Source organism: Actinorhabdospora filicis, from assembly GCF_030269765.1.
Lineage (GTDB): Bacteria > Actinomycetota > Actinomycetes > Mycobacteriales > Micromonosporaceae > Actinorhabdospora > Actinorhabdospora filicis.
This window is the reverse complement of record NZ_BSTX01000001.1, coordinates 2371704-2396525: the sequence shown is the minus strand read 5'-3', so window position 1 is coordinate 2396525 and position 24822 is coordinate 2371704. Positions and strand designations below refer to the sequence as shown.

Annotated in this window: 20 protein-coding genes and 1 tRNA gene; 12 read left to right on the top strand and 9 right to left on the bottom strand. The window is 69.8% G+C overall.

The genetic code is table 11. From position 1 onward, the window contains the following. Nucleotides 1-2: 2 nt before the first annotated feature. The 7 genes from QSK10_RS11280 to QSK10_RS11250 all read left to right on the top strand — a co-directional run bounded on the left by QSK10_RS11280 (nt 3) and on the right by QSK10_RS11250 (nt 7726). Nucleotides 3-764, top strand: coding sequence for a SagB/ThcOx family dehydrogenase (locus QSK10_RS11280; protein ID WP_285662588.1), 762 nt, complete (start codon nt 3-5; stop codon nt 762-764). Continuing rightward, nucleotides 761-2068, top strand: coding sequence for an MmgE/PrpD family protein (locus tag QSK10_RS11275; RefSeq protein WP_285662587.1), 1308 nt, complete (start codon nt 761-763; stop codon nt 2066-2068). The genes QSK10_RS11280 and QSK10_RS11275 overlap by 4 nt, the downstream gene beginning before the upstream one ends. A 4-nt stretch (nt 2069-2072) precedes the next feature. Continuing rightward, nucleotides 2073-2666 (top strand): 2OG-Fe(II) oxygenase, encoded by a 594-nt coding sequence (locus tag QSK10_RS11270; RefSeq protein WP_285662586.1) that lies wholly within the window; start codon nt 2073-2075, stop codon nt 2664-2666. A gap of 50 nt (nt 2667-2716) precedes the next feature. Next, nucleotides 2717-4123 carry a cupin domain-containing protein gene (locus QSK10_RS11265; protein WP_285662585.1) on the top strand — a complete coding sequence of 469 codons (1407 nt, stop codon included), beginning with the start codon at nt 2717-2719 and terminating at the stop codon, nt 4121-4123. Between the two features lie 50 nt (nt 4124-4173). Beyond that, a complete protein-coding gene (locus QSK10_RS11260) occupies nt 4174-4698 on the top strand; it encodes a 2OG-Fe(II) oxygenase (protein WP_285662584.1) in 525 nt (174 codons plus the stop codon). Between the two features lie 92 nt (nt 4699-4790). Continuing rightward, a complete protein-coding gene (locus QSK10_RS11255; RefSeq protein ID WP_285662583.1) occupies nt 4791-6503 on the top strand; it encodes a S9 family peptidase in 1713 nt (570 codons plus the stop codon). Further along, nucleotides 6500-7726 (top strand): MFS transporter, encoded by a 1227-nt coding sequence (locus QSK10_RS11250; RefSeq protein WP_285662582.1) that lies wholly within the window; start codon nt 6500-6502, stop codon nt 7724-7726. Before QSK10_RS11255 ends, QSK10_RS11250 begins: the two co-directional genes overlap by 4 nt. 16 nt (nt 7727-7742) lie before the next feature. On the opposite strand, the gene QSK10_RS11245 is transcribed toward QSK10_RS11250, so the two are convergent. After that, the gene (locus QSK10_RS11245; protein ID WP_285662581.1) at nt 7743-8774 is read right to left on the bottom strand and encodes a BTAD domain-containing putative transcriptional regulator; all 1032 of its coding nucleotides are present in this window, start codon (nt 8772-8774) and stop codon (nt 7743-7745) included. 474 nt (nt 8775-9248) lie between these two features. Between QSK10_RS11245 and QSK10_RS11240 the strand changes: the two genes are divergently transcribed. Then, a complete protein-coding gene (locus QSK10_RS11240) occupies nt 9249-12338 on the top strand; it encodes an AfsR/SARP family transcriptional regulator (protein ID WP_285662580.1) in 3090 nt (1029 codons plus the stop codon). A gap of 15 nt (nt 12339-12353) precedes the next feature. Here the strand turns inward: QSK10_RS11240 and QSK10_RS11235 are convergent, their stop codons facing one another. The 6 genes from QSK10_RS11235 to QSK10_RS11210 form a co-directional block, all read right to left on the bottom strand. Further along, nucleotides 12354-13358 carry a GNAT family N-acetyltransferase gene (locus QSK10_RS11235; RefSeq protein ID WP_285662579.1) on the bottom strand — a complete coding sequence of 335 codons (1005 nt, stop codon included), beginning with the start codon at nt 13356-13358 and terminating at the stop codon, nt 12354-12356. Then, a complete protein-coding gene (locus tag QSK10_RS11230; RefSeq protein WP_285662578.1) occupies nt 13348-14286 on the bottom strand; it encodes an HTTM domain-containing protein in 939 nt (312 codons plus the stop codon). Before QSK10_RS11230 ends, QSK10_RS11235 begins: the two co-directional genes overlap by 11 nt. After that, nucleotides 14283-14861, bottom strand: coding sequence for a hypothetical protein (locus tag QSK10_RS11225; protein ID WP_285662577.1), 579 nt, complete (start codon nt 14859-14861; stop codon nt 14283-14285). Before QSK10_RS11225 ends, QSK10_RS11230 begins: the two co-directional genes overlap by 4 nt. Nucleotides 14862-15099: 238 nt before the next feature. Further along, nucleotides 15100-15360, bottom strand: a complete 261-nt coding sequence (locus QSK10_RS11220) for a hypothetical protein (RefSeq protein WP_285662576.1) — start codon at nt 15358-15360, stop codon at nt 15100-15102. Nucleotides 15361-15827: 467 nt separating this feature from the next. Continuing rightward, nucleotides 15828-16088, bottom strand: a complete 261-nt coding sequence (locus QSK10_RS11215; protein ID WP_285662575.1) for a tetratricopeptide repeat protein — start codon at nt 16086-16088, stop codon at nt 15828-15830. A 507-nt stretch (nt 16089-16595) separates the two neighbouring features. Beyond that, nucleotides 16596-16670: transfer RNA gene (locus QSK10_RS11210), tRNA-Lys, on the bottom strand. A gap of 8 nt (nt 16671-16678) precedes the next feature. Between QSK10_RS11210 and QSK10_RS11205 the strand changes: the two genes are divergently transcribed. After that, entirely contained in the window at nt 16679-19312 is a 2634-nt protein-coding gene (locus QSK10_RS11205; RefSeq protein ID WP_349497681.1) for an ATP-binding protein, read from the top strand. 435 nt (nt 19313-19747) lie between these two features. After that, nucleotides 19748-20581 (top strand): NAD-dependent epimerase/dehydratase family protein, encoded by an 834-nt coding sequence (locus tag QSK10_RS11200; RefSeq protein ID WP_285662573.1) that lies wholly within the window; start codon nt 19748-19750, stop codon nt 20579-20581. Nucleotides 20582-20634: 53 nt separating this feature from the next. Here QSK10_RS11200 and QSK10_RS11195 read toward each other — a convergent pair whose 3' ends face one another. Continuing rightward, the gene (locus QSK10_RS11195; protein ID WP_285662572.1) at nt 20635-21363 is read right to left on the bottom strand and encodes a TetR/AcrR family transcriptional regulator; all 729 of its coding nucleotides are present in this window, start codon (nt 21361-21363) and stop codon (nt 20635-20637) included. 251 nt (nt 21364-21614) lie between these two features. On the opposite strand from QSK10_RS11195, the gene QSK10_RS11190 reads away from it, so the two are divergent. Beyond that, the gene (locus QSK10_RS11190; protein ID WP_285662571.1) at nt 21615-23135 is read left to right on the top strand and encodes an MFS transporter; all 1521 of its coding nucleotides are present in this window, start codon (nt 21615-21617) and stop codon (nt 23133-23135) included. Nucleotides 23136-23184: 49 nt separating this feature from the next. Then, entirely contained in the window at nt 23185-23517 is a 333-nt protein-coding gene (locus tag QSK10_RS11185) for a hypothetical protein (RefSeq protein ID WP_285662570.1), read from the top strand. Between the two features lie 71 nt (nt 23518-23588). Here the strand turns inward: QSK10_RS11185 and QSK10_RS11180 are convergent, their stop codons facing one another. Further along, nucleotides 23589-24770, bottom strand: a complete 1182-nt coding sequence (locus tag QSK10_RS11180) for an FAD-dependent monooxygenase (protein ID WP_285662569.1) — start codon at nt 24768-24770, stop codon at nt 23589-23591. Between the last annotated feature and the right edge of the window lie 52 nt (nt 24771-24822).

The window sequence follows — 24822 nt, the reverse complement described above, 5'->3', positions numbered from 1 at the left end:
GCATGAAGCGATCACTGGCGGCGACCGCGGACCTCACCGATTACGAGGACTTCCACGCGGTGAGCTCGCTCCAGGGCTGGCAGGTGGACCGCTTGCGCCTCGCCGACCCCTCGTCCTGGCCCCGGGAGTGGACCGAGGTGGCCCGGCGTGACTCCGGTCGCCTTCCCCTGACACCTCTTCCGCGACCACGTCCGCTGACCATGGGGCTCGGAGACGCGCTGATCCGTCGCCGCACCGACCGAGGCGCGCGCAGTGAACCCGTCGCCGTCCAGGATCTCGCCGACCTCCTTGGCTGGAGCCTCGGGACGCGCGAGCAGCCCGGCGCCGCGCCCGGCTCCAGGCGCCACTACCCCTCCGCCGGGGCGCGATTCCCGATCGACTGCCACATTCTGGCATTGAACACCGAGGGCATCGCTCACGGCGCGCATCTGTACTCGCCGTTCGAGCACGGCTGCCTCACCTACGGTTCGGTGATACACGACGCCGACGTCGAGCGGTTGCTCGGGTTCGGCGACACCGCTCTGCCACGGATGATTCTCATCCTGTCGGCGTCCATGAACCGGACCACCCGCAAGTACGGCGAGCGCGGCTACCGGTACGCGCTGATCGAGGCCGGTCACATGATGCAGAACCTGTACCTGACAGCCGCCGCTCTCGATCTTCCCTTCGCCGCCGTCGGCGGCTTCTGCGATATCGACGCCCGGCGGTTGATCGACGGTTTGGAGACCGACGAGCTCCCTCTGTACTGCGCGGTCCTGCCATGAGCGGCGCCGAGAAGACGGTGGCGAGCCTGCTGGCCGCCGCGGCGGTCGTGTCCTATGAGGACCTTCCGGTGCCCGTGGTCGAGGACTGCCGGTGGAGTCTGCTGGACCTGCTCGCGTCGTGTGCGGCCGGTCCAGACCCGGTGTTCTGGGAGCTGACGACGTCCGAGGGCGCGCTCATGCGCAACGCCTTCCGCGGCCATGCGGTCGATTTCGATCCGGTGCACCCGCGTTCGCACGGCCACCCGGCCGCGATGCTGTTCCCCGCCTTGCTGCCCTACTACACGTCGGGCGCCTGCACGGGCCGGGACCTGATCACCGCTTACGCCGTCGGGCACGAGGTCATGTGTGCTTTCGGGGATGTTGCGGGACGCGCGCTCCGCGACGCCGGTCGTCATCCGACCTGCGTGCTCGGCGCCATCGGGGTGGTCGCTGCGGTTGGCAGACTCTTCGGGCTTGGCTCGGATGACCTGGAACGGGCGGTGTTCCTGGCGGCCCTCACGACGACCGGCCACTCCGCCGGGTTCGGATCAGCGGCGAAGCCCTATCAGCTGGCCGTGGCGGCACGTAACGGTCACACCGCCGCAGTCGCGGTGAACGACAGGACGGTCGGCTCGATCGACGTCGCCGGGTCGATCTGGGGAGTGCTGGCCGATCCGTCCTCGTTCCGGGAGGAAGACGTGCCCGCCTTCGGGGCTCCTTGGCGTGTCGTGGACGCGCCCACGTTTCACAAGCCGTTGCCGATCTGTGGCTACCTCATCACCACCGTCCTCGGTTTTCAGAGACTGCTGTGCGACCACGCCCTGGCACCCTCCTCCATCGCATCGCTGGAAGTTCGCGTGCCCTGGAGCGTGGCGGCCGTCTGCCGGCCCGGCGTTCCTCGCACGGCCCATGAGGCCCGGTTCGCCCTCGGTTTCCAGCTGGCGGTATGCCTCACCCGCCCCATCGAGGGATTCGAGAGCGAGGTGGGGGCTCTGTCGCGTGATCCCGACATCGCTCGCCTCGCCTCCGCCGCCGAGATCACCCATGACCCGACCTGCGACGACGACGGATCGACGCTGATCACCGTGCACCTGCGGGGAGGCGACGCGGTGCGTCTGGAGGTCCCCGTGACTGGCGCCGGGCTGGCCCTCGGCGGCGAGCTGGTGGTGAACGGGAAATGGCGCCGTTACCTGGAAGACCGGTTCCCGGACGGAGCGGCGGCACGGCTGGCGGCGGCCACCCGCGACCTGGAGAACGTCGCGGGTCCGGAGTGGGCGGGGATGCTGGCGAACCTGATCCCGGCTGCGGCAACCGAAAAGGAGTGAGTCCATGGAGAGCGCGACCTTGTTCCGGACCCCGTTCCCGCACGGCACCGTGCGGGGGGTCTTCCCCGAGGATGTGGCCCGGGAACTGGCGATGTGGATAGGTGACGAGCGGACCTGGCGGGACTGTGACCGTGAGGACCCGCCCCGTCGCAGCTTCTACTGGACCAGCACCGCCGCACCGCCCGCCATCGCCGGCCTACTGACGCCCGCGCTCATGCGGTCACTGCGTGAACAGGCCGAGGAAATCTTCGGCAAGAGCTTCGAGCGAGACTTCCCGGTGTCGGCCAACCGCTACCCCGTCGGCCACGGAATCAAGATCCACAATGACTACTTCCCCGATCCGGCAGCCCATCGGTACTTCTTCACACACCGGCTCATCGTGTACCTGTCGCCGGACACGGACGCGGATTCAGGCGGCCTGCTCGGCATCTTCGAGCGGGACGACCCCGGGACCAGGATCCGGACGATCGTCCCCGCCTTCAATGCCGGTTCGCTCATGGCCATGGGCCCCGGGTCATTCCACGCCGTGAGCGCGGTCAAGACCGGAGTGCGTTACAGCATCGGGTTCTCCTTCACCAACATCACCGGACGGTACTGACCCGCGCCGTGCGTCTTCGACCGCGACCGACATCGAGAAAGGGATCGATCATGGAGACGACCGACGAGGCCACGACCGGGAGAGCGGTGCTCGACCCGGCGGCCCTGGAGCGGATGCTGGCGGGCTCGTGGGAGGTGCGGAGCCTGCGGCCGGAGCGGGCCACGATCGCCGCCGCCCCGCCCTCCGCCGGCTCACCGGATACCACGGTGGAGCGTGCCGTGGACGCAGCGGCGATCGAAAGCGCGATCGCCGGCCTCGGTGACGGCCTCGCCGAGGCATGGCGGGAGCGCAACTACGACGAGCGCGAGTTTCCCGCGTTGGCCGAGGAGGCGCTGATTCGCGCCGCGGCGCACCGCGCATGGGACGTGAAGACGCTGACGGCATGGCTGATGTCTTCGAACCGCGTCCCGAGACAGGTAAGCGCACCGCAGTTCGGCCAGCCGCCGATCACGCTGTACATCGGGCACAAGTTCTACATCGAGGCCCTCGTCTGGCGCGACGGCACGACCGCGATACACCAGCACAGCTTCAACGGAGCCTTCACCGTGCTGCAGGGATCCAGCCTGCACAGCCAGTACGGTTTCGACGAGTCCGACCGGGTGTGCGAGCAGCTGCTGTTCGGCCGGCTCACATGGCGGTCCTCGCAGATCCTGCGCCCCGGTGATGTGCATCGGATCCTGCCCGGTACGGCCTACATCCACTCCCTCTTCCATCTGGAACACCCTTCGGTCACCCTGGTCGTGCGCAGCTACACCGCCGCCGGCCCGCAGTACGAGTACTTCGCCCCCGGCATCGCCGCCGACCCTTTCCACGACCCCCAGCCCCTCAAGGTGCGCCTTCGGGCGCTGGAGGCCTTGGACGCCATCGATCCAGAGGCCTTCCGGCGAACCGCCGCATCGTTGCTCGCCGAGGCAGACCTGTGGACCGTGTGGAGAGTTCTCCGTGCCACCGCCGAAAGGGGCGCCCACCACCCGGGACTTCTGGAGCCGGCCCGCCGCCGCCACGGCGGTCCTCGCGTCGACGCCCTGCTCGCCGCGGTAACCGGACGTGTGCGCCAGCTTCAGATCGCCCGCCTGCGCCAGACGATCAGGAACCCCGAGCACCGCTTCTTCCTCGCGCTCTTGCTCAATGTGCCCGACCGGGAGGAGATCCTCACCCTCATCGGCCGCGAGCACCCCGGCATCGACCCCGCCGACCGAGCGGTGAGCTGGCTGAGCGAAATCGCCGCCACCGGCGCTTTGAACCTGACTATCACCCCGGTGGCCCTGGCGACGCTCCGAATGGCCCTGGAGAAGGCGACCTTCGCCGACGTGGTGGCCACCTTCGAGCAGGTGATCCCCACCGGCGAGGTCGAGGAACGGCGGTCGCTGCTTCGGCAGGTGTGGGACGAGATCCACGGCCTGCCCCTCTTGTCCGCCCTCACCGCCGAAGCGAGCGCCAGAGACGGCCGGCGATGACGTCCGGCCCACACCGATGAGAGGAGCAGTGCGATGAGAGGAGCAGTGCGATGAGATGGACGACCATCGACGGCGCCGTCGAGGAGCGGATATGCGAGGGCTTGGTCGAGTCGTTCCGGGACGGCATCGGAACCTACGGCTTCAAGAACAAGGTCGACTTCTGGAGCCACCGGCTGATCAACTCCCATGACCTTCCCGTGGGCTCGGAACTGAGGAGCACCATCGACGGCATCGGCCAACTGGTGATCGACACGATCCTCCGTGAGTGGGGAGAGCTCGCCGCGATGCAGGTCAGCCAGCTCGTCAGCTGGCCCGCCGGTACCGCCCAGGGAGCACACATCGACAGGTTCTTCCCCGACACCGCCTTCGCCGCGATCCTCTACCTCAATGCCGACTACAGCGGAGGCGAGACCTTCCTGGAGCTTCCAGAAGAGACCAGGCGGGTGAGCCCTCGAACCGGACGCCTCCTGGTGTTCGAGGGGACGCGGATCATGCACGGCGTGGAGCAGATCGGCCAGGGCGTCCGCTACACCAACGCGATGTGGCTGTCCGCGCCGACGGCCGGGCCACAATGATCGCGGGGACGGCCGGGCGGCGTACTCCGGAGGACCGCGCCGGTTCGTGGCGGCTTCTCGACGAGCGGCGCCGCGACGACGCCGTCCTGCTCATGAACGAACGCGCCGGGAAGGTGATGCTGGCAACCGGGGATCTCCAGACGCCGGTGCCGCTTCCCGGGATCGGCCACGGCTCTCCGCTCACCGCGCGGTTCGACGGTTCGGCCGACCGGGTCATGGTGCAGGGCGAGGACGCTCGGGAAGCCGCCTTCATGTACACAGTCCAGCGCGGATCCACCACCGGCCGGTGGAACCCGCCCCGACCGCTCAGGCTGCCACCCGGGTGCGGCCCACTGGACTTCGGTGGACAGGGCGAGGACGGCGTGGTGGTCCGGCACCACGCCGGAGCCGGCGGCACCGATCTGTGCTGGTACGACGCCGGGACCGGAGTCTGCCGCGTACTCCACCGTGATCCCGGCTGGGTCTACGGCGCCGCTCTGTCACCGGACAGGCGTTCGGTCGTGTTCCTCGTAGGCGGCCCGGTCTCCCTCTCGGCCACCGTGTGGGTGTGCGACATTGACGGTTCGGCACGACCCCTGCACCCACCGAACGGCCACGCGGCTGTGAGCCTCCCCGCGTGGACGGCCGATGGCCGAGGCCTGGTGTTCTCCTCCGCCTACGGACGTGACCACGCCGCCGTGCTCCACCTCGACCCCGTCAACGGAACCCACCATGTGCTGTACGCCGATCAACACGACATCGGGGTTCGCGTCCTGACCGGCGACGACCGTCTGCTCATCCTGGAGAACCGTGACGGCGCGTCCTCGCTGGCACTGCTCGACCCGCTGACTTCGGCACACCCGATCCCGCTGGCTCTTCCAGGGCACGGCCTGGCCACGGTCGTCCGGCGTCCAGAGCTGGGCCCCGGAGACGAATTGCGCGTCACCTTCACCGCACCCGGTCTCCCATCGGCGGTATGGGCGATCGCCCCGGAAAGAGAGCCACGCTCGCTCACACCAGAGGCCGGCATCGACCGGACCTGGCGACCCGAACGCTTCCACGTGGCAGCGGCCGACTCCGTGCGGGTGCCGGTGCTCGACTGGTTTCCCGGCGAGGAACGTGGCGACGGCAGGCCGGCACCGGCCGTCGTGGCGCTGCACGGAGGCCCAGAACAGCAGTGGCTCCTCCAGGACGAGCAGATGTTCGAGTTGTTCCATCAGCGGGGGATCGCCGTCTTTGCAGCCGATCTGCGCGGATCGATAGGCTTCGGCATGCACTACAGCTCCCTCGATGACGGCGTGAAGAACTTCGACGTCCTGCTCGATCTAGAGGCGGTGCACTCCACGCTCGAACAGCGGGGCGCAGATCCCCGGCGAGCGGTTCTCGTCGGTGCGTCGTTCGGCGCCTACCAGGTCCTGCTGGCTCTCGCCCATCAACCGCAACTGTGGGCCGCCGGAGTGGCCGTCTCGGGAGTGAGCGATCCACTGTCCTATCTGGATCAAACGCGGCCACATCGCCGCGCGCAGCGAGAGCTCGCCTACGGTTCCGCGGAACGAGACGGCGCGCGGATGGCCGAGATGTCACCCTTGAACGCCGCCGCGAAGATCACCTCGCCGCTGCTGCTGGTGCACGGAGCGCTCGACGTGCGGGTGCCCGTCACACAGTCCCGGGAGATGGCCCGGGTGATCGGAGAAGCCGGAGGCGATGTCACCCTGCGCGAGTTCCCGGACGAAGGGCACCGCTTCGCCTCCTCCGCCAACCGGGCCGTCCGGAATCAGCTCGTCGCCGACTTCGTGACCACCCACACACGAGAGACCACCACATGAGCTCCGATCGTCCGCGGCCCGCCTCCCGCTTCGGGCCATTCCTCCTGGCGACCGGCACACTGCTCAGCTCGACCAGCTTCTTCCTCATGCTGCCGGTCGTGCCGCTGTACGTCATCCACGTCGCCGGTTCCGGCGACTTCGCCCTGGCCGGAGTGGCACTCGGTGCGTCCTTCCTGGTCAGTAGCCTGTCGAGTCCAATCTGGGGCCGCCTCACCGACCGCTTCGGCGCGCGCCCGATGATGCTGCGCTCGGCGTTCGGGCTGGCGATCGTCTACGCCCTGTTCCCGCTCGCGCAGACGGTGGCCCTCGTGATCGCGGTGCGCATCCTGAACGGCCTGGTAGCCGGGTACACCCCGGCGGCCTTCACCCTGGCCACCAGAGTCACCCCACCGGAGCGGCTCGGGCGGGCGTTGACCGGCCTGTCAGTGGCCCGCAACGCCGGCGGCCTGCTCGGCCCGGCCCTCGGCGGCCTGCTCGTCGCCTACGCAGGCTTCACCGAAGCCTTCCTGGCGGCCTCGGTGATCACCGTCGGCGCGGGCCTGGTGGTACTGCCGCTCAAAGAAGAGCGCAAGCCGCGAAACCGTGAGCGAACTGAACCGATGCCGCTGCTCCCCAGACTGGGACGCGAGGGCTATGTGGCGCTCACTCTGACCATGGTCACCGTCGCCGCCACCAGCATGCTGAGCATCACGCTTCCGCTGCTGCTGGGACTGGCGGAGTCCGACGCGCAGAATGTCGCGCGGAACTTCGGCGTCCTGCAGAGCCTCTCGGCCCTGATCGCGCTGGCGCTCGGCATGGCGTGGGGCTGGCTGGCCGATCGCGGTGGCTACGCCCGTCTGGTACCAGCGGTCTTCGTCACCAGCGGGATCCTGCTGGCAGTCCTGGGCCTCATGCAGGGAACCCCGTCGATCGCGACGGTCTACCTGCTGTACTCGGCCGTGCAATGCGAAGCGATGACGCTGATCGTGATGTACCTGGCCGCCGTGGTCCCCAGCGGCCTGCGCGGCTCGGCGATGGGACTGCAGAACTCGGCGCAGCAGATGGGCAGCGCGATCGGGCCGGTCCTGGGCGGCGCGGTGGTCTTCCTCGGTGGGATCCGCCCGTCGTTCTGGGTCAGCGCAGCGCTGCTGGGCCTGTGCTGCGCCACCTTTCTGCTGGCACGCCGCCACCTCCGATCTCAACCGGCCGCCGAGAACGATCAGGTCGAGACCGGCACCGGGTGAGACCGCGGGCCGCCCATCAGCGAGCCTGCGAAGCCGGTCCGATCCGCTGAGTCAGGATGCGTCGATGGGTGTCGGCGAGTTCACGGGTCGGGCGGACTCCGAGTTCGCGGGAGAGCAGCCCGCAGAAGCTCCGATAGCGCACGAGCGCTTCGGATTGGCGACCGCTGCGCGCGAGGGTGAGCAGCAGCAACGACTGAACGGACTCGTCGAAGGGGTCACGCGCCGCCGCCGACTCCAGATGAACGAGGGCCTCGTCGAAGCGCTCCAGGGCGGATAGCGAGGTGGCCAGGCTCTGGACGGCCGAGCAGCGGAGCCGCGACAGCTTGAGCACCTCCGGATGGCCGGTCAGCGTCTCGATCTCCGGGAGCGCCTCGTCCCGCCACAGCCGAAGGGCGCCATCGAGAAGCTCGGCGGCCTCATGGTGCCTGTCGGCGTCCAGCAGCACACGGCCGCGCTCGCAGAGTGCCACGAACTCGTCAGAGTCGCGCACGCACTGGTCGGCGCGTAGCCGGTAGCCTCGGCCGACGCGCTCGATCGGTCCCGCTGTCGGCGCGCGTCTCCCGGTGCCTGCCATGGGCGACAGGAGTTCACCCGCCCGCCGGACGTATTCGACGGCCCGGTTCTCGGCGCCGGGCGGTGGAGCGTCCCCCCAGAGCAGATCCACGAGGGCGGCACGGCCGATCACGGTGCCCACGCTCACCGCCAGCCGCGCGATCAAAGTCCGTACCTTCCCGATGCCGATGTGGACGGCCATGCCGTTGACCTGGACCTCCAGCACACCGAGGATCGAAACCCGCACTGGCGGCTCCGCCCCGTTGGTGGACGAAGGCATGGCGACCGCGTGTTCCGCAGGCACGAGATCGAGACTGAGCGCCGAGGAGAGCCGGCGAAGAGACGACCCGTAGGGACGTCGTGTGCGGCCCTGCTCCAGATCGCGGATCATGCCGAGGCTGAGGCCGGTGGTCGCGGCGAGTTTTCGCTGGCTCGTGCCCAGGGCCAGCCGCCGGTCCCGGACCAGCGAGCCGATCGTGTGGGGTGCACCGTCCATTCCTCATCCTCCGTTCGCCGAGCGGGAGCCTCGCGCCGACCCGGGGTCGGTGACCAAAGCTTGACGAACCGCCCTACTCTCGAATGATCCGTTCACTACTCGGCGCCGCCCGGTCGGATGATCATGTCCGGTTCGAGGGTTCCCTCGGCCCATGGCCGGTCATTCACGGGGCACGCCGGGCGGGGAAGGCGGCCACGATGTGTCCGCCCACGGCGAGTCGGTGCCCAGCGCCGTATCGTTCCCACCCACTGGTGAGCGGCACCCGAAACATCGTCGGTACCAGTGCGACCTCGTGCCCGGTCGCGCGCGCGTAGACAAACTCGCCGGTTCTGTTCGGCGCGGTGACCTTCACCGTGGCCGCTGCCGGTGTGAACCGCCTGTCACCGAGCGGCTGCCCGCCTCGGCCGGACACGGCGGTGGGCACGCGTGCGCGTATGAGGGAGCGGCCGCTCGGTGGGAGGAAGAGCAGAGCACATGCCGATCAAACAGGCTCATGATCTCCACACATCGCCGCCTTTGCGGGTACTCGGTCCACTAGAGGCCGTGGCCGATGGCCGTCGGCTGAACATCGGCGGGCGCAGGCAGCACAAACTGCTCGCGCTGTTGCTGTTGAATCTGGGCGCGACCACGTCTCTGGAACGGATCATCGACGCGCTCTGGGAGGAGCCCCCGCGGTCGGTCAAACAGCAGGTCCACAACGCGATCGGCGGTCTCCGGCGGGCGCTGGCCCCCCTGCCCGACGCCGAGATCGTCAGGGTGAATGCGGGTTACCTGATGTGTGCCCCCGAGAACGCGCTCGATCTTCACGTATTCCGCGAGCGGGTGAGCATGGCCCGCATTCTGGAGGCGCGCGACGATCTGGGTGAGGCCGTCCGCACGCTCCACGCGGCCCTCGAACTCTGGCGCGGTCCGATGCTGGAGGGCCTCGACGGCCCGTACCCGCGGGGGACCGCCGGTCAGCTCGGCGAAGAGCGGCTGAGCGCCGAGGAGCTCCTGATGACCCTGCGGCTGCGTCTTGGGGAATCCGGTTCGCTGGTGAGCGACCTGATCCGGCTCACCGGTGAGCATCCGCTGCGGGAGTCTCTCCGCGCGAGCCTCATGCTCGCGCTCAGCCGCTCCGGACGGCAGGCCGAGGCATTGGCGGTATACGAGGACCTCCGCGGCCACCTCGCCACGGAACTCGGCGCCGACCCCGGTTCGCACCTCCGTGAGCTGCACACCCGTATCCTGCGCGGTGAGGAGAGCCCGCACCCGGGTGAGGAACCCGCAGGTGCGACCGCCGACGTTCCCTGGCGAGTGGGAAGCTTCCTTCCCCGCGACGTCCAGGAGTTCACCGGCCGCTCCGTCGAGGTGACCAAGCTGCGGGAGAGCGTGGCGGGATCGGCCTCTTCGGCGCTGGTGATCTCCGCGATCGACGGCATGGGAGGCCTCGGGAAGACCACCCTCGCAGTGCATCTCGCCCACCTTCTCGCCGAGGAGTTCCCCGACGGTCACTACTTCCAGGACCTGCAGGGATTCAGTCTCGGCCGCGCACCCGTCAGCCCCGAGCAGGCACTGGAGGATCTGCTGCGAGAGACGGGTATACCCGCCGAACTGGTGCCCTCGGAGCCGACGGCCAGGGAGCGGCTCTGGCGGACGCGGATGGCCGGTCGGAGAGCCCTGATCGTCCTCGACAACGCCAGGGACGAAGCGCAGGTCCGGCCGCTCATCCCGGGATCGCCGAGCATTCTGGTGCTGATCACCAGCAGGCGACGGCTCACCGCGTTGGAAGGCACGGTGCCGCTTTCCCTTGACGTCCTCCCGACAGCGGACGCGGCCGAGCTCTTCGTGCGCATCGCGGGCGCGACGCGAACGGCACAGGACCCCGCTGCGGTGCGCCGTGTCGTCGAACTGTGCGGGGGACTTCCGCTGGCGATCCGCATCGCCGCCGCGCGATTCCGCGACCGGGAGTCGTGGACGATGGCCGACCTCCTGAGCCGCCTCAAGACCCGGCGGCAACGCGTCCGCTTCCTGAACATCGGCGATCGGGACGTGATGGCCGTCCTCAAGTTGTCCTATGACTACCTGCCCGAAGCCGCCAAACGCATGTTCCGGCTCCTGCCGCTGTACCCGGGACCCACCTTCGCCGCTCCGTCGGTGGCAGCGCTGTGCGGTATGCACATGGACGAGGCGGAGACCTGCCTCGATCTGCTCTTCCAGCACAGCCTGCTGCTCGAACGCGCGCCCGGCCGCTACGCTTTCCACGACCTTGTCCGGGACTGCGCCACGGCGCTGCTGGAGGAACACGACTCGGTCGAGACACAGCGGACCGCGCTGCACCGGCTGCTGGATCAGCTGCTGCATCTGACCCACACCTTGTGCCAGCCCAAGGCCGTTGAACCATTCGTCTTCACGCCGGACATCACACACACCGTCGAAGACCTGGGGCCGCCACCCGCGGACCTCGATGGGTACAACCTGCTCGCCGTCGACCATGAGACCCTCGTCGTCGCCAGTCGGTACGCGGCCGACAACGGCCCGCTCACCCACGCCTGGCAGATCCCCTGCGCGATGATGCCCTACCTCCGCAGCTTCAACTACGGTTCGGACGCCGAAGGTCTCTACACCCGCGCCTTGGCGGCGGCGCGCACCGCAGGCAACCGCCACGGTGAGGTCGCGTCGATCGCGGCCTTGGCGTGCATCGCCCGGGACCGGGGCATGTCCCCGGAGTTGGCGGAGTCGCTGTTCAGCGAGGCGGTCGAGATCAGCGCGGCCGAGGACCGACCGGACTGGAGCATCCAGCTGTCAATCGAGCTGGGCGTCCTGCGGCTCTATCTCGGCCGCGCGGAGGAGGCGTACCGGCTCTTCTCGGACTCCCTCGCGCAGGCCCTTGAGCTCGGCCGCACACGTGAACTGCGGATTCTGGCGAACGGCTGCGGTGTGGCCTGCCGCGACCTGGGGCGCTTCGACGAAGCCCTGGAGTACTTCGACCAGCTGCGTTCGATCGTCGACGCTCCCATGACGTTGAAGGGCGAGGCCGTCCTTCTGTTCAACGTCGGATTCTCCTACCAGCTCATGGGACGGACGTCGGACGCCGCGCTCAAGCTGGAACGCGCACTGCTGGCGAGCGAGGAGGCCCGCGATGACGAGCTGATCCCGACCGTGCACGCGGTGCTCTCGGAAGTCCACCGGTCGCTAGGAGACAACGGGCTCGCTCTGCAGCACGGCCGCGACGCCCTTGATCGGGCCCGGCGGATGAAACTCTCCGAGATCGAGTGCATGGCGCTCAATGCCCTCGGTGAAACGCATCTGGCCACCGAGGCCGTGAAGGTCGCTGAAACGGTCTTCACAGAGGCCTTGAAACTGGCGAGATCACGCGGTCTGAACCCTCAGGTGGCTCGCGCGATCGAGGGTCTGGCGCACGTCGACCGAGCCCGCGGCGATCACTTCGCCGCCAGGAGGAGGTGGCTTCAGGTAATCGCCGACCATCCCGGAGAACGTGCCAGCGTGACCGCCGCTCGCCGGCATCTCGACGCCGGGGAAGAGACCGTCCACTGTCAACGCTGCGTCCGGGGGCGGTCCTGACCGGCTGCCGTCACGTCAACTCAGCACCCTGACGACCGCGCTCTCGATGGACTGTTCGAATACCAGCAGCGTTGCCGGCTCACTGAAGCCGAGCGCGGTGTTGATGCGCGCCATGTGCGTGTTCTCCCGAGACGTCGAGGTGATCACGGTGGCCAGGTCGCCGCGGTCCCGCGTCAGGTGCGTGAGCATGGTCGCCTTCAGCCACAGACCCAGTCCTTTGCCGCGGTACCGCTCAAGGACGGCCGTGTCTCGCTGCATGCCGAGTTCGGGACGTGCGGGGAGGAACTCCATGATCGTCAACCCCGCGACCATCCCTGTGTGCTCCTCCACGGCGGCGAGTACGTGCCGCTCGATACCGAGCTCGCGCTGTTCCCGCTCGTCGTCGCGGATCTCGTCGGCGGTCCAGCGGGGTGCGTCATAGCTGTCCGTCTTCGGACGGTCGTGGATGGCGTTTCTGGCCAGTGCGTACGCGGCGAGCAGCTCTTCGGGAGCCTCCCGGCTCCAGCCACGCAGAACGAAGCCCGGGACCTGCGGGACGTCCCACAACTTCTGGTCGGCGATGGGCACGTCCAGCCGCTGTTTCCGGTAGCCCGCCGTCACCTCGAAGCCCAGGGCGTTCGCCCATGCCTCGCCCGGGCTGCCCTCGTCGGCGGCGCCGGTGACCTTGGTGCGTCCCCCGTCGCCCAGGTGGACGGAACATCCGCGCATGAGGGCCGTGCCCACGCCCCGCCTGCGGAACTCCGGATGAACGCGCACCATGATCTGCACGATCGATGCGTTCACTCCGGTGAGAGGCTCGACCTTCGCGTATCCGATCACCCGCGTTTCCCAACGGGCGAACCAGATGGAGTTCTCCGCGGCGGGAACCTCAGGCCGGATGTTCTCGATCATCGCCGCCCGGGCGGGTAGCTGGGAGTACGGCTGATCGATGGGGAACGACGCCGCGACGAGTGCACAGTAGCCGTCGATATCACGATCGGAGAGGCCGTACGGGTCGACGCGTTCGACGTCAAACAGCATTGCCGGACACCTTCGCTTCAGGGTGGGAACGGGATTTCTTAGGCGGCCTACTCGGAGCCCGGTGCCCGAGGATGACGAGAATCAGCAGGGATAGCATCGCCAACTCGAAACCGGCGATGCCCATGAGGGCCAAGATCCCCAAATGCAGGCCGGTCCCGGCCCCGAAGGCCACCAAGCGGGATCTACGCGTTCCCCAGAGGAGAAGGGCGATGGCCCCCTCGGCCAGAACCGTTCCCCAGGTGATCACGGCCGCCAGCATGGGCCACCAGGACAGAGATTCGAGCCGACTCGTGACCGCCTGCGGGAAGCCGAGCATCGGGTCGTGCACGATGACGGTCATCGCAGTTCCGGACCGCCAATCGGCGTTGGTGAGCTTTGAGATCGCGGTGGACAGATAGATGATCGAGGTCTGGGCGCGAAGTCCCAGGAACGCCGCGTAGGCGGCTCCGCGGGCGCGTCCGGGGAGCGGCGTGGACGGGGAGACCCAGTGCCACGCACGATCGTCGCTCAGGCAGATCGGAACCAGGAGCATGCTGACGACCTGAACGACGTTCTCACCTCCATTCGGCATCGAGAGCCCGGTCGCCAGGCTGAAGGCGACATACCAGTGAGGCACCGCCGTCCAGCGTGGCCTGTACCCCACGACCACCAAGACGAGCACGACCACCGCGATCGACCGTGGCACGACGGGGGACACGGCGGCGGCCTCGGACAGGCACCAGAGCGCCACCGAGCCCGGCCCCGAGCAGGAGATCCCGCTCGGGGCCCGGGGGGTCGGCGCGAAGAGTACGTGATCCGGATTGGCCAGCAGCAGAATGAGGCTCGCCAGACCGAGACCGGATCTGCCCAGTGCCATCGGGGTGGTACGGGGATCGAAGTCGATCAGCGGGCCTTCCACCGACCGCCATACCCGGGCGATCAGGCTCACTGGTGACCGCACTTCAGTTCAAGGACCACGCCCTGGAGGACTCTGGCATGCAGACTCGCCGAGTCGCTCACATCGGCCTTGCCGGGACGAACGCGCAGCAACGCGACGTGGCCGCAAAGGCTTGGCTCGGCGTAGAGATTCGTGGACCAGACCGGATCGGCGCTCGTGATCTCCTCCACGCAGAGATCATCGTCCGCCTTGCACATGATCCACCGGTCGTCCGGCACCGACGAACTGATCAGCGCGATCTCGGCGCGGTGAGCGTAGCTTCCTCTCCGCAGTCCCCACAGCTCCGCCGTCGTGGCTTCCCGTTCGGTCAAGAGCGTCAGGGTGCCATCCTCCTGGATCTGATACGCGAGCAGCACCGGAGCGACCGATGCGGTACCGAAGAACGGCCATGACTGAGGCCAGATCTGCCGCCAAACAACTCGCGCCCCACTCCCGTACGCACCGGTGAACTGCACCGCCACGGAGGCCGCGAGGAGCACCGCCAGGAAGGAGATGGCGAACCTGAAGGTTCGGCGGGCGGCCTGGGCATCGTCGGAGTCGACGCCTCCGCGCTGAGTTTCCGACATGTCCGGACTGCCCGTCAGGGCATGTCGCCACCGGGTGTGGTGGGGGGATTGTTCTGCTGGACGCCTGGGTCGTCCCCGGATTGCACCGTGGCCAAGCCGCCCACGAGGCCGAACAAGGCCAGGACCACAACCGCCAAGAGCGCGCCATAGAGAGCCGGACGCTTCATCATCATCCCATCTTTGCGAGCACACGGGCCCGTCCCGTTCCGCGATCCTGCCCCGACGCACTACTCGTTTCCTACTCGGACCTGTGGCCGGGCGCACCGGGGTCCGGCGGGTGGGTCTCGGCGCGCAGAGCGAGAAGCTCGCCGAACCGGGCACGCAGGCCGGTGGTCGGCTTCACCGCATCGACGGTCGGCGTGGACAGATCCGGCGGGGTCGCGGGCTCCTCGGCCCCAGGTCTCGCCGGAGGATTGGGGGGCGTCAGGATCGCGGCGAGATCGTCAGGCGTCAGATGCTCCAGGCGGCCATGTGCCGTGTGGCCGCCGGCGTTGACCATGACACCGCCACCGGTCCCGCCGCTGTCGAGGGGCACGCACCTGGAGGCCCGACGCCGACCGGTGGGGGAGTCGCAGTCACCGGTGATGGCCAAGAGCATCGGCCCGGCGGGTTCGTGTGGCTGGGAGATGGGTACGTGCCGCGGGGCGACAGGCCGGCCGGGAGACGAGTCGGCTCGGGCCGGTCCCGTGGGCATTCACGAATGCCGATTGACGGCTGACGGTCTTGATCTCCGGCCCGGCTCGTGTTGATCCATGCCGTTCTTCAATCCTGCGTCCCGGAGTCGATTAGGTACGGCGAGCAGCCACCGAGCAGCCGGCGTTCCGGTGTTCGGCGTGATTGCCAGGATCACCCGGTGTACGGGTGGCCCTACGGGGATGGAAACCAGGTTTTCTGGTGCCCAGTGGCGCGTTTTCGGCCGCTGAGGATGTGTGGATGACACGCCTATTCTTCGGATTCCTGCTTGCGTCAGTAGGCGAGGTTGTTGCGGGTGGTGAGGGTGTTGGGGTGGTCGGGGCCCAGCAAGCGCAGGTGGTTGGGAAGGAGTTCCTCAAAAGCGTGGGCTGCGCCGGTGGCGTCGCCTGCCTGGAAGAGGACTGGGTGAGCCTCAGCGTTGATCAACACATTGTTGCTGTTGACGTGCAATGCGGCGGTGTCGGTGGCCAGCAGGTTGAGAGGGATGCCGTTGGGGTCGAGCAGGCTCGCCTCCCGTAGCACCACACCGGCCATGCCAGGTGGTTCCAGGGCGTCGGCGGCCAATCGACAGCGACCAGGTCGTTGCAACAGTCGCGTTGTAGTCATCGGGTCGGGTGTCATCGGGAAAGAGCTCGGCGAGGCGGTGGTGGCGGGCGGCGAAGCGTTCTCGGTAGGCCGTGCAGCCCAGGCCGCGGTCGATCATGTACGCCGTTGCCTGCCCAAGCGCCGGTGGCAGGTATCCCAGATCCGCGGCAAGCTCAGCCCGCCGATCCAGGGGATCGCGGCCAGGTTCCCGGCGCCCGTCGGCGCCCGCCCGGGTGGAGTGCTCCAGGGACTCCTCGCGCCGCCCGGTCTGTCTGCGGGAAACCCGGTCACGGGCGGCCTGGTCCCACAAGGGACCAGCACGGGCTTTGACTATTGAGCAGCACGCGAGCAGAAAACCGCAGCTCTAACGCCCCTCAAACCGGTCACAGGCCACCCGCGGGTGGCCTGTGACCGGATGTCATCGCAGGTCAGCGGCCTGCGTGACGGGTGGTGCCGTGGTGGGCCCCCAGGGACTCGAACCCTGAACCTACGGATTAAAAGTCCGCAGCTCTGCCATTGAGCTAGAGGCCCGTCGGCTCGTGAGCTTACCGTCACCTCTCGCGGGCCGTACATCGACTATCGCTCTGGGAGTAGGGTCTGGCGACGTGCTTAGGGGACGTGCGGGTGAGGTCGGGGTTCTGCGGGGGCTGGTCGAGGGGGCCGTCGCGGGGCGGGGTGGTGCGTTGGTCGTGCGTGGGGAGGCGGGGGTCGGGAAGACGGCCCTGCTGGACGTCGTCGCGGGGAGCGACGGGGTGCGGGTGTTGCGTGGGGCGGGGGTGGAGTCGGAGGCGGCGCTGGCGTACGCGGGGCTGCAGGTCGTGCTGCGGGAGGTGCTGCGCCGGGTCCCGGCGTTGCCGGGGCGGCAGGCGAGCGCGTTGCGGGCGGCGGTGCGGGGTGAGGGTGAGGGGGAGGCGTTCCTGGTGGGGGCGTCGGTGCTGACGCTGCTGGGGGATGTGGCCGAGGACGGGCCGGTGCTGGTGCTGGTCGATGACGCGCACTGGCTGGACCGGGAGTCGGCGGACGCGCTGGTGTTCGCGGCGCGGCGGCTGGGGGCGGAGCGCGTCGCGGTGGTTTTCGCGACGCGGGGTGAGGGTTTGGGGGGTTTGCCGGAGGTGCGGCTCGGGGGGCTGCCGGACGTGGTGGGCGCGGAGGTGCTCATGGACGTCGCGCCGGGGCTGGCGGCCAGTGAGCGGCGAAGGTTGCTGCGGGCGGCGGAGGGGAATCCGCTGGCGCTGGTGGAGCTCGCGGGCGGGGACGTGCGGCGGGTCTACGACGAGCGGCTGGCGAGGCTGCCGGAGGCGACGCGGGTGATCTTGACGGTCGCGGCGGCCGAGGACACGGGGGACCTGGGGCTGGTGCTGGAGGCGGCGGTGCGGGTGGGGCGGGCCGTGGCCGAGGATCTGGCGCCGGCGGAGGCGGCGGGACTGGTGCGGGTGGTCGGCGGGCGGCTGGAGTTTCGGCACCCGCTGGTGCGGGAGGCCGCCTACCGGGTGCCGCTCGCCGAGCGGGTGGCGGCGCACGCGGCGCTGGCCGAGGTGACGCGGGACGAAGCGCGGCGGGTGTGGCATCGCGCGGCGGCGACGCCGGGGCACGACGAGGAGCTGGCGGTGGAGCTGGAGCGGCGGGCCGAGCTGTGCCGGGCCAGGGGTGGGCGGGCGGCGGTCGCGGCGGCATATGAGCGGGCGGCGGCGCTGTCGCCGGACGACCGGGCGCGGGGACGCAGGCTCGCGGCGGCGGCGGTGGCCGCCGGGGACGCGGGGGACATCGACCGGGGCATCACGCTGGCCGAGACGGCGGCGGGTCTGGTCCGGGACCGCGCCGGGCGGGCCAGGATCGCCGAGGCGCGCGCCGACCTGGAGCACACGCGGGGACGCCCGGAGGCGGCCAGGGCGCTGTTCGTGGACGCCGCGCTGGCCGCGCCGACGCCGTTGCGGCTGGTGAAGGCGATGATGGCGGCGTGGGACGACGCCGATCCGGCGGCGGCGGTGACCGACACCGCCGCCCGGCTGGGTGGGCTGGAGCTGGCGGGGCCGCTCGCGCGGGGTGCGGAGGGCATGCGCGCGCACGCCGTCGGCGAGTTGCGCGAGGGCGCGGTGGCCATTCGCGAGTTCGCCGAGGGCGTCGAGGCGACCCGGGACGAGCGGTGCCTGGCCGATCATGTGCTGCTGCAGGGCTGGGACCTGCTGCTCGGCGAGTACGCCGCCGTCCACGAGCGGGTCGTGCGGCTGGACCTGGAGTGCCGGGAGCAGGGCGCCATCGGGGTCCTCCCGCGGGTGCTGCTGCGGGAGGCGCGGTGCCTGATGTTCCTGGGCCGCCACCACGACGCGCACGCCACGGCCATGGAGGGCGTCGCGATCGCGCGGGACACCGGTTGCGATCACCTGACCGCCACGTTCGGCGGGTTGCTGGCGGCGCTGGCCGCGCTGGACGGTGAGACGGTAGAGGAAGAGGCCGGGGTAATTCTCATAACGAGCGCGCCCTGGCGCGGTTACGCGGCCGGGATGCTGGAGCTGGGCGCGGGCCGCTTCGACGCGGCGGCGGGCCGGTTCGCCGAGGTCACCGGCGGCCCGTACCGGCACACGCTGATCGCGCTGCACGCCCTGCCGGAGCTGGTGGAGGCGGCCACGAGAGTGGGGCGGCACGAGGAGGCGGCGGTCGCGGCGGCGCGGTTCGCCGAGTGGGCGGACGCCACGGGCGCGCGCTGGGCGAAGGCGGTCGAGCTGCGCTGCCGGGCCCTGCTGAGCGGCGAGGAGAGCCTGTACGTGGACGCGATCGCCGCCCACCAGGGCGACGGGCGCCCGTTCGAGCTGGCCCGGACGCGGCTGCTGTACGGCGAGTGGCTGCGGCGGGCGAAGCGGCGGGGAGACGCCCGGACGGCATTGTCGGCGGCGCTGGCGGGCTTCGAGCGGGCCCGGCCGTGGGCTGAGCGCGCGCGGGCCGAGCTGCGCGCGGCCGGGGACACCTCCGAGGCACCCGCGCCCGCGCCGGTGGCGCGGCTGACGGCGCAGGAGACGCAGGTGGTGCGCCTGGCGGCCACGGGCATGACGAACCGCGACATCGGCGCGCGGCTGTTCCTGAGCCCCCGCACGGTCGGCTACCACCTGTCGAACGCCTACGCCAAGCTCGGCGTGGCCTCGCGGGCGGCGCTGGCGGGGTTGAACCTGGCGGTGTGACCCGGTGAGGGTGGGGTCGGCTGGGGCCGGGCTGTGGCTGCCCGGATCGGGCTGCTGGGTTGGATGCGGCCTCGTTAGGTGCTGGTGGTGAGGGGGAGATGGGTAGGGCGGCGGGGCGTCCGGTGGCGCTGGTGGGGCTGAACCTGGCGGTGTGACCCGGTGAGGGTGCCGGGTTCGGTTCGGTGGCCGGGCCGTGGCTGCCTGGATCCGGCTGGTGGGGTGGACGCGGCCTCGTTCGGCGCTGGTCGTGAGGGGAATCGGTTGGGTGGGTGGGGCTCGGCGGCACCGCCCGGACTGAACCCTGCCGTGCAACCGGCGAAGGCGCGCCGGTCGCCGGTCACGTGATCCGTCTATGAACCCGGTCATCTGACAGATCCGATGCGGCTCCCGATATCGCAGACTTCTCCAGCACGAAGTCACTAAGAGGAGCACATGATGAAGATTCTTGTTCTTGGCGCCACCGGTTACATCGGCTCGGCGACCGTGAACCGCCTGCTGGCCGAGGGGCACGAGGTCGTCGCCTTCACCCGCTCGGGCGAGGCCGCGAACCTGCCGTCGGTGGCCGGGGACCTGACCGATCCGGCGTCGCTGCGCGCGGCGATCACCGGTGACATCGACGCCGTCATCAACATCGCGCCGCCCACCGGCGACGAGGACGCCGACCACGCCGCGACCGACGCCATCGTGGAGAGCCTGGCGGGCAGTGGCCGCGCCTACGTCTACACCTCCGGTATCTGGGTTCTGGGCGAGACCGGCGATGACGCGCTGGACGAGGACGCCCCCACCAACGCGATCGCGATCGTGGGCTACCGCCCGCGCGTCGAGCAGCGAGTCCTGGACGCCGCGTCGCGCGACGTGCGCACCGCCGTGATCCGTCCCGGCATCGTGCACGGCAACGGTGGTGGCATCCCCGGGATGATGATCGGCTGGGCGAAGGAGCAGGGCGTGGCCCGCCACGTCGGCGAGAACACGCGCTGGCCGATGGTGCACGTGGACGACCTGGCCGCGCTGTTCACGCTGGCCGTGACCGGCGCCAAGGCCGGTTCGCTGTACCACGGCGTCGGCGAGGAGTCGGTGCTCGTCGCCGACCTCGCGGCGGCGACCGGCGCGCCGACGGAGGTGTGGACGCAGGAAGAGGCCGCGGCGGTGGTCGGGGAGGCGTTCGCCGAGGCGCTGGGGCTGAACCAGGTCGTGTCGGGTGCGAAGGCGCGTGCCGAGCTGGGCTGGTCTCCGCTGGGACCGGGCGCGGTGGAGAGCATGCGCTCCTAGATCTAACGACGACGGCGGCGGATCCGATACGGGTCCGCCGCTTTCGCGCCCCCTCACAGGCGCAGGGCGAGGCCGTCCAGGACCCGTTCGAGTCCCCAGTCGAACTCGGCGACGATGCTGCCGTAGTCGAGGGAGTCGGGCGCGACGGTCTGCTCCTCCTGGGCGGAGTAGAGGCGGTTCAGGTTCGGGTAGGCCCGGGCGGCCTCGCGTGCGGCCGGCCACATGCTGGCGATCCACTCCTCCGGGGTCATGCCGCTGCGGGCGATGCTGTTGAGCCAGGCGGCCTCGGCGATGGCGTTGCCGATGACGTAGCAGTTCACCACCTTGAGCAGGCGGTCGGCCTCCAGGAGCTTGAAGCCGGAGTCCTCGAAGAGGCCGAGGACGTCGTTGCCGATGCGCATGAGGTTGGGGCCCAGGTGCGCCACGCCGGACTCGCCGAGCAGCGACACCATCCAGCGGTGCTTCAGCAGGGCCGCGCGGATGCTGTGGGCCATGGCGCGCATGCCGTCGCGCCACTGGGCCGGGTCGGTGAGCCTGGGGACGACGACCTCGCCGTAGACCTCGTCGACGGCCAGCTCCAGCAGCTGCTCCTTGTTCGCCACGTGGCGGTACATGGAGGTCGCCCCGGCGTTCAGCTCGGCGCCCAGGCGCCGCATGGAGAGGGCCTCGATGCCTTCGGCGTCCAGGATCTCGATCGTCTTGGCGAGGATCTGCTCCCTGGTCAGGGCGGGCTTGGGCCGCTTGCCGGGGGTCGTCCAGACGGACGGCACGGTGTCGCTCATATCGGCTCCTTCGCGTGGTTACACGTGTTCATCCTAGCGCACATCGTTCGCAGATGCGCACATCGTCTGCGTCTACGAAGAATTTTGCGCGACGTTAGGCCAGGTCAGCGCGTTTGCGAAGGGCGTGCGCAAGTTGGGAACGGCGTATGCCACTTGCGTACAGCGTTCGCAACGCGTACGTTCTCCATCAGCAGCGCACGCCGTTCGCATCTTTCGAACGATGTGCGCATCGAGTTGAAGGAGTCCCCCTCATGTCCGAAGTCGCAGCGGTGGTGAGACACCCCAAGCGGTGGCTGATCCTCGTCGTCCTCATGCTGGCCACCCTCGTCCTGGTCGTGGACAACATGGCCCTGAACGTGGCGATCCCGCCCCTCACCGAGGACCTGGGCGCCACCGCCCAGGAGATCCAGTGGATCATCGCCTCCTACATCCTGGTCTTCGCCGGCCTTCTGCTCACCTCCGGGAGCCTGGGCGACCGGTTCGGGCGCCGCAAGCTGATGATCATCGGCCTGGTGGTGTTCGGGCTGGCGTCACTGGCCGCGGCCTTCTCCAAGAACCCCGAGCAGCTGATCGCGGCCCGCACCCTCATGGGCGTCGGCGGCGCGCTGGTGATGCCGTCCACCCTGTCGATCCTGATCACGGTGTTCGAGGAGGACGAGCGGCGCAAGGCCATGTCGGCCTGGGGCGCGGTCTCCATGGTCGGCCTGATCGGCGGTCCCGTCGCCGGTGGCGCCATCATCGCCCACTTCTGGTGGGGCGCGGTCTTCCTGATCAACGTGCCGATCGCCGCGATCGCCATCGCCGCCGCCCTCGTGTGGATGCCGGAGTCCAAGGCCCCCGCCGGTAAGCCCGACGTGCTCGGCGCGATCCTCTCCGTCATCGGCATGGTCTCGCTGACCTGGGCCATCACCGAGATGCCCAAGGGCCTCGACCGCGCCTCGACCCTCGCCGCCTTCGGTGTCGCCATCGTCGCGCTGACCTCCTTCGTCATCTGGCAGGTCAAGAACCCGAACGCGATGGTCCCGATGAACCTGTTCCGCAAGCGGAACTTCGCCGGTGGCTCGCTGGCGCTGACCCTCGTCCAGATCGGCAACGGCGGCCTGCTGCTGGTGCTGACCCAGTACGTCCAGTTCGTCATGGGCTACACCCCCACCGAGGCCGGACTGGCGTTCATCCCGCTGGCCATCGCCGCCCTCGTGTTCAACGGTGTCGGCGCGGCCCTCGGCGCCAAGGTCGGCAACCGCGTCCTCACCTTCGTCGGCCTCCTGACCATCGCCGGCGCCTTCATCTACCTGGCCAACGCCGGTGAGGGCTTCTGGCCGCTCGCCCTGGCGATGGGCCTGATCGGCGCCGGTTCCGGTGTCGCGATGCCCGCCGCGATCGGCTCCCTGATGGGCGAGATCCCGCCGGAGAAGGCCGGTGTCGGCTCGGCCCTGAACGACACGATCCAGCAGGCCGGCGCGGCCCTCGGCGTGGCGATCCTGGGCAGCCTGCTCACCGCCGGATACACCGACGCGATGCCGGAGTCGGCGCCCGAGCAGGCGAAGGCCTCCATCGGCGACGCCTTCGGGGTGGCCGCCCAGACCGGCGACACCGGGCTCATCGCCACCGCTCGCGAGGCCTTCGTCACCGCGCAGGGCACCACCTTCCTGATCAGTGCCGGGATGGTCGTGGCCGCCGCGATCCTGGCGGTCATCGTCCTGCGGGACAAGAAGAAGCAGCCCGGGGACGAGACGCCCCAGCAGGACCCGGAGCTGGTCACCGCCGCCTGAGGCGGGCCGCGACGACGACGGAATCCCTTCGCACCGAAAGGACACGGACATGCCTCGCACCGAGACCCGCGGCGCCACCGAGAAGCCCGCCTTCCCCGGCCGCGCCCCGCTGATCCGCGACCCGAAGGTCCGTCCGCAGTGGACGGCGGAGGGATTCCGTCCCGCCTCGCAGGCAGGGAACGGCCGGGACCTCCCGGCCGCCGGGACGCGAAACCCGGCCCACGCCGTCGCCGGGAGCGCTTCGCCCGTCGGCGAGCGGGAACCGATCGGCCACCTCCCGGCCGATGGCGGCGAGCCCCGCGCGGTGGCCCGGCCGAACCCGATCCCGGCCGCCGGGCCCGCCGTCCGGGCCGAGCCGATGGTCCCGGACATCGCCACCTAGACCTTCTTCAACTCGATAGAAGCGGGGCACCGGACTGCTGGAGATCAGTCCCGGTGCCCCGCTTCCCCGTGTCAGACCCCGACCCCGTAGTCCTTGAGGTCGATGCTCTCGGCGGCCTTGCGGCTCATCTTGTCGAGGAAGCGGATGAAGAACGGGCGGGTGAGGATCTTGTGCAGGCGGTCGCGCAGCTTGATGCCGCGGGCGGTCCGGGGCGCCAGGAACAGTCCGGCGTTGCCCGCGACCTTCTGGCATTCCACGGCGTAGCCGCGGATCTGGGCCTCGTAGGCGGGGAACGCGACGGTGTGGTCGCCGCCCGCGGCGGCCAGTTCGCCGGCCAGGACGTAGGCGGCGACCAGGCCCATCCCGGCGCCCATGCCGCCGCAGGTCGCGCCGTATCCGGCGTCGCCGATGAGGACGACGCGGCCCTTGCTGTAGCGGTCCATCTTCACCATCGAGATGGAGTCGAAGTAGAAGCCGCGGCCTTCGTCCAATGCGGACAGCGCGGCGGCGGTCTTCCACGGCAGGCCGGTGAAGGTCTCGCGGACGAGCCGCTTCTGCGCCTCGGTGTCGCGGTGGTCGGCGGGGCCCTCGGCGCCGTGGAAGACGAACATCGCGTGCGCGCGGCCGTCCCCGCCGCCGATGGAGATCCCGCGTCCGGGCTGGTTGTACAGCTCCGAGGCGCCCTGCACGGCCAGGTGGGCGGGGACTTCGTAGAGGGCGATGTGGTAGCCGGAGGGCTTCACGAAGTCCGTCTCGGGCCCGAAGGCGAGGCGGCGGACGTTGGAGTGCAGGCCGTCGGCGCCGACGACCAGGTCGAAGCGCCGCCGCGTCCCGCCCTCGAAGCGGACGTCGACGCCGTCGGCGGTCTCGGTCAGCTCGGCGATGGAGTCGCCGAAGAGGTACTCGACGCGGTCGCGGGTGCGCCGGTAGAGGAGATCGGCGAGCTTGCCGCGCTCGATCTCGACCGCGCCGCCGGTGAAGGACTCCGGCAGGGTCAGCCGGGCGCGGCCCTCGGCGTCCACCACGCGCAGCTCGGATCCGCCGGTCTGGAGGGCCTTGACGTCGTCGAGGATGCCGGTCCGCTCCAGGATCGCCAGGTGGGCCGCGCCGCGGAAGTCGACGGCCTGGCCGCCCTCGCGGATGGCGGGGGCGCGTTCGACGACGGTCACGTCGAAGCCGTGGCGGTGGAGCCAGAGGGCGAGGGCGGGCCCGGCGATGCCGGCGCCGGAGATGAGGACGGACTTACCGGTCATGACGTGCTCCCCTGGTGGCGTGTGCGCTGGTCGATGTGCAGAGCCTGGGCGC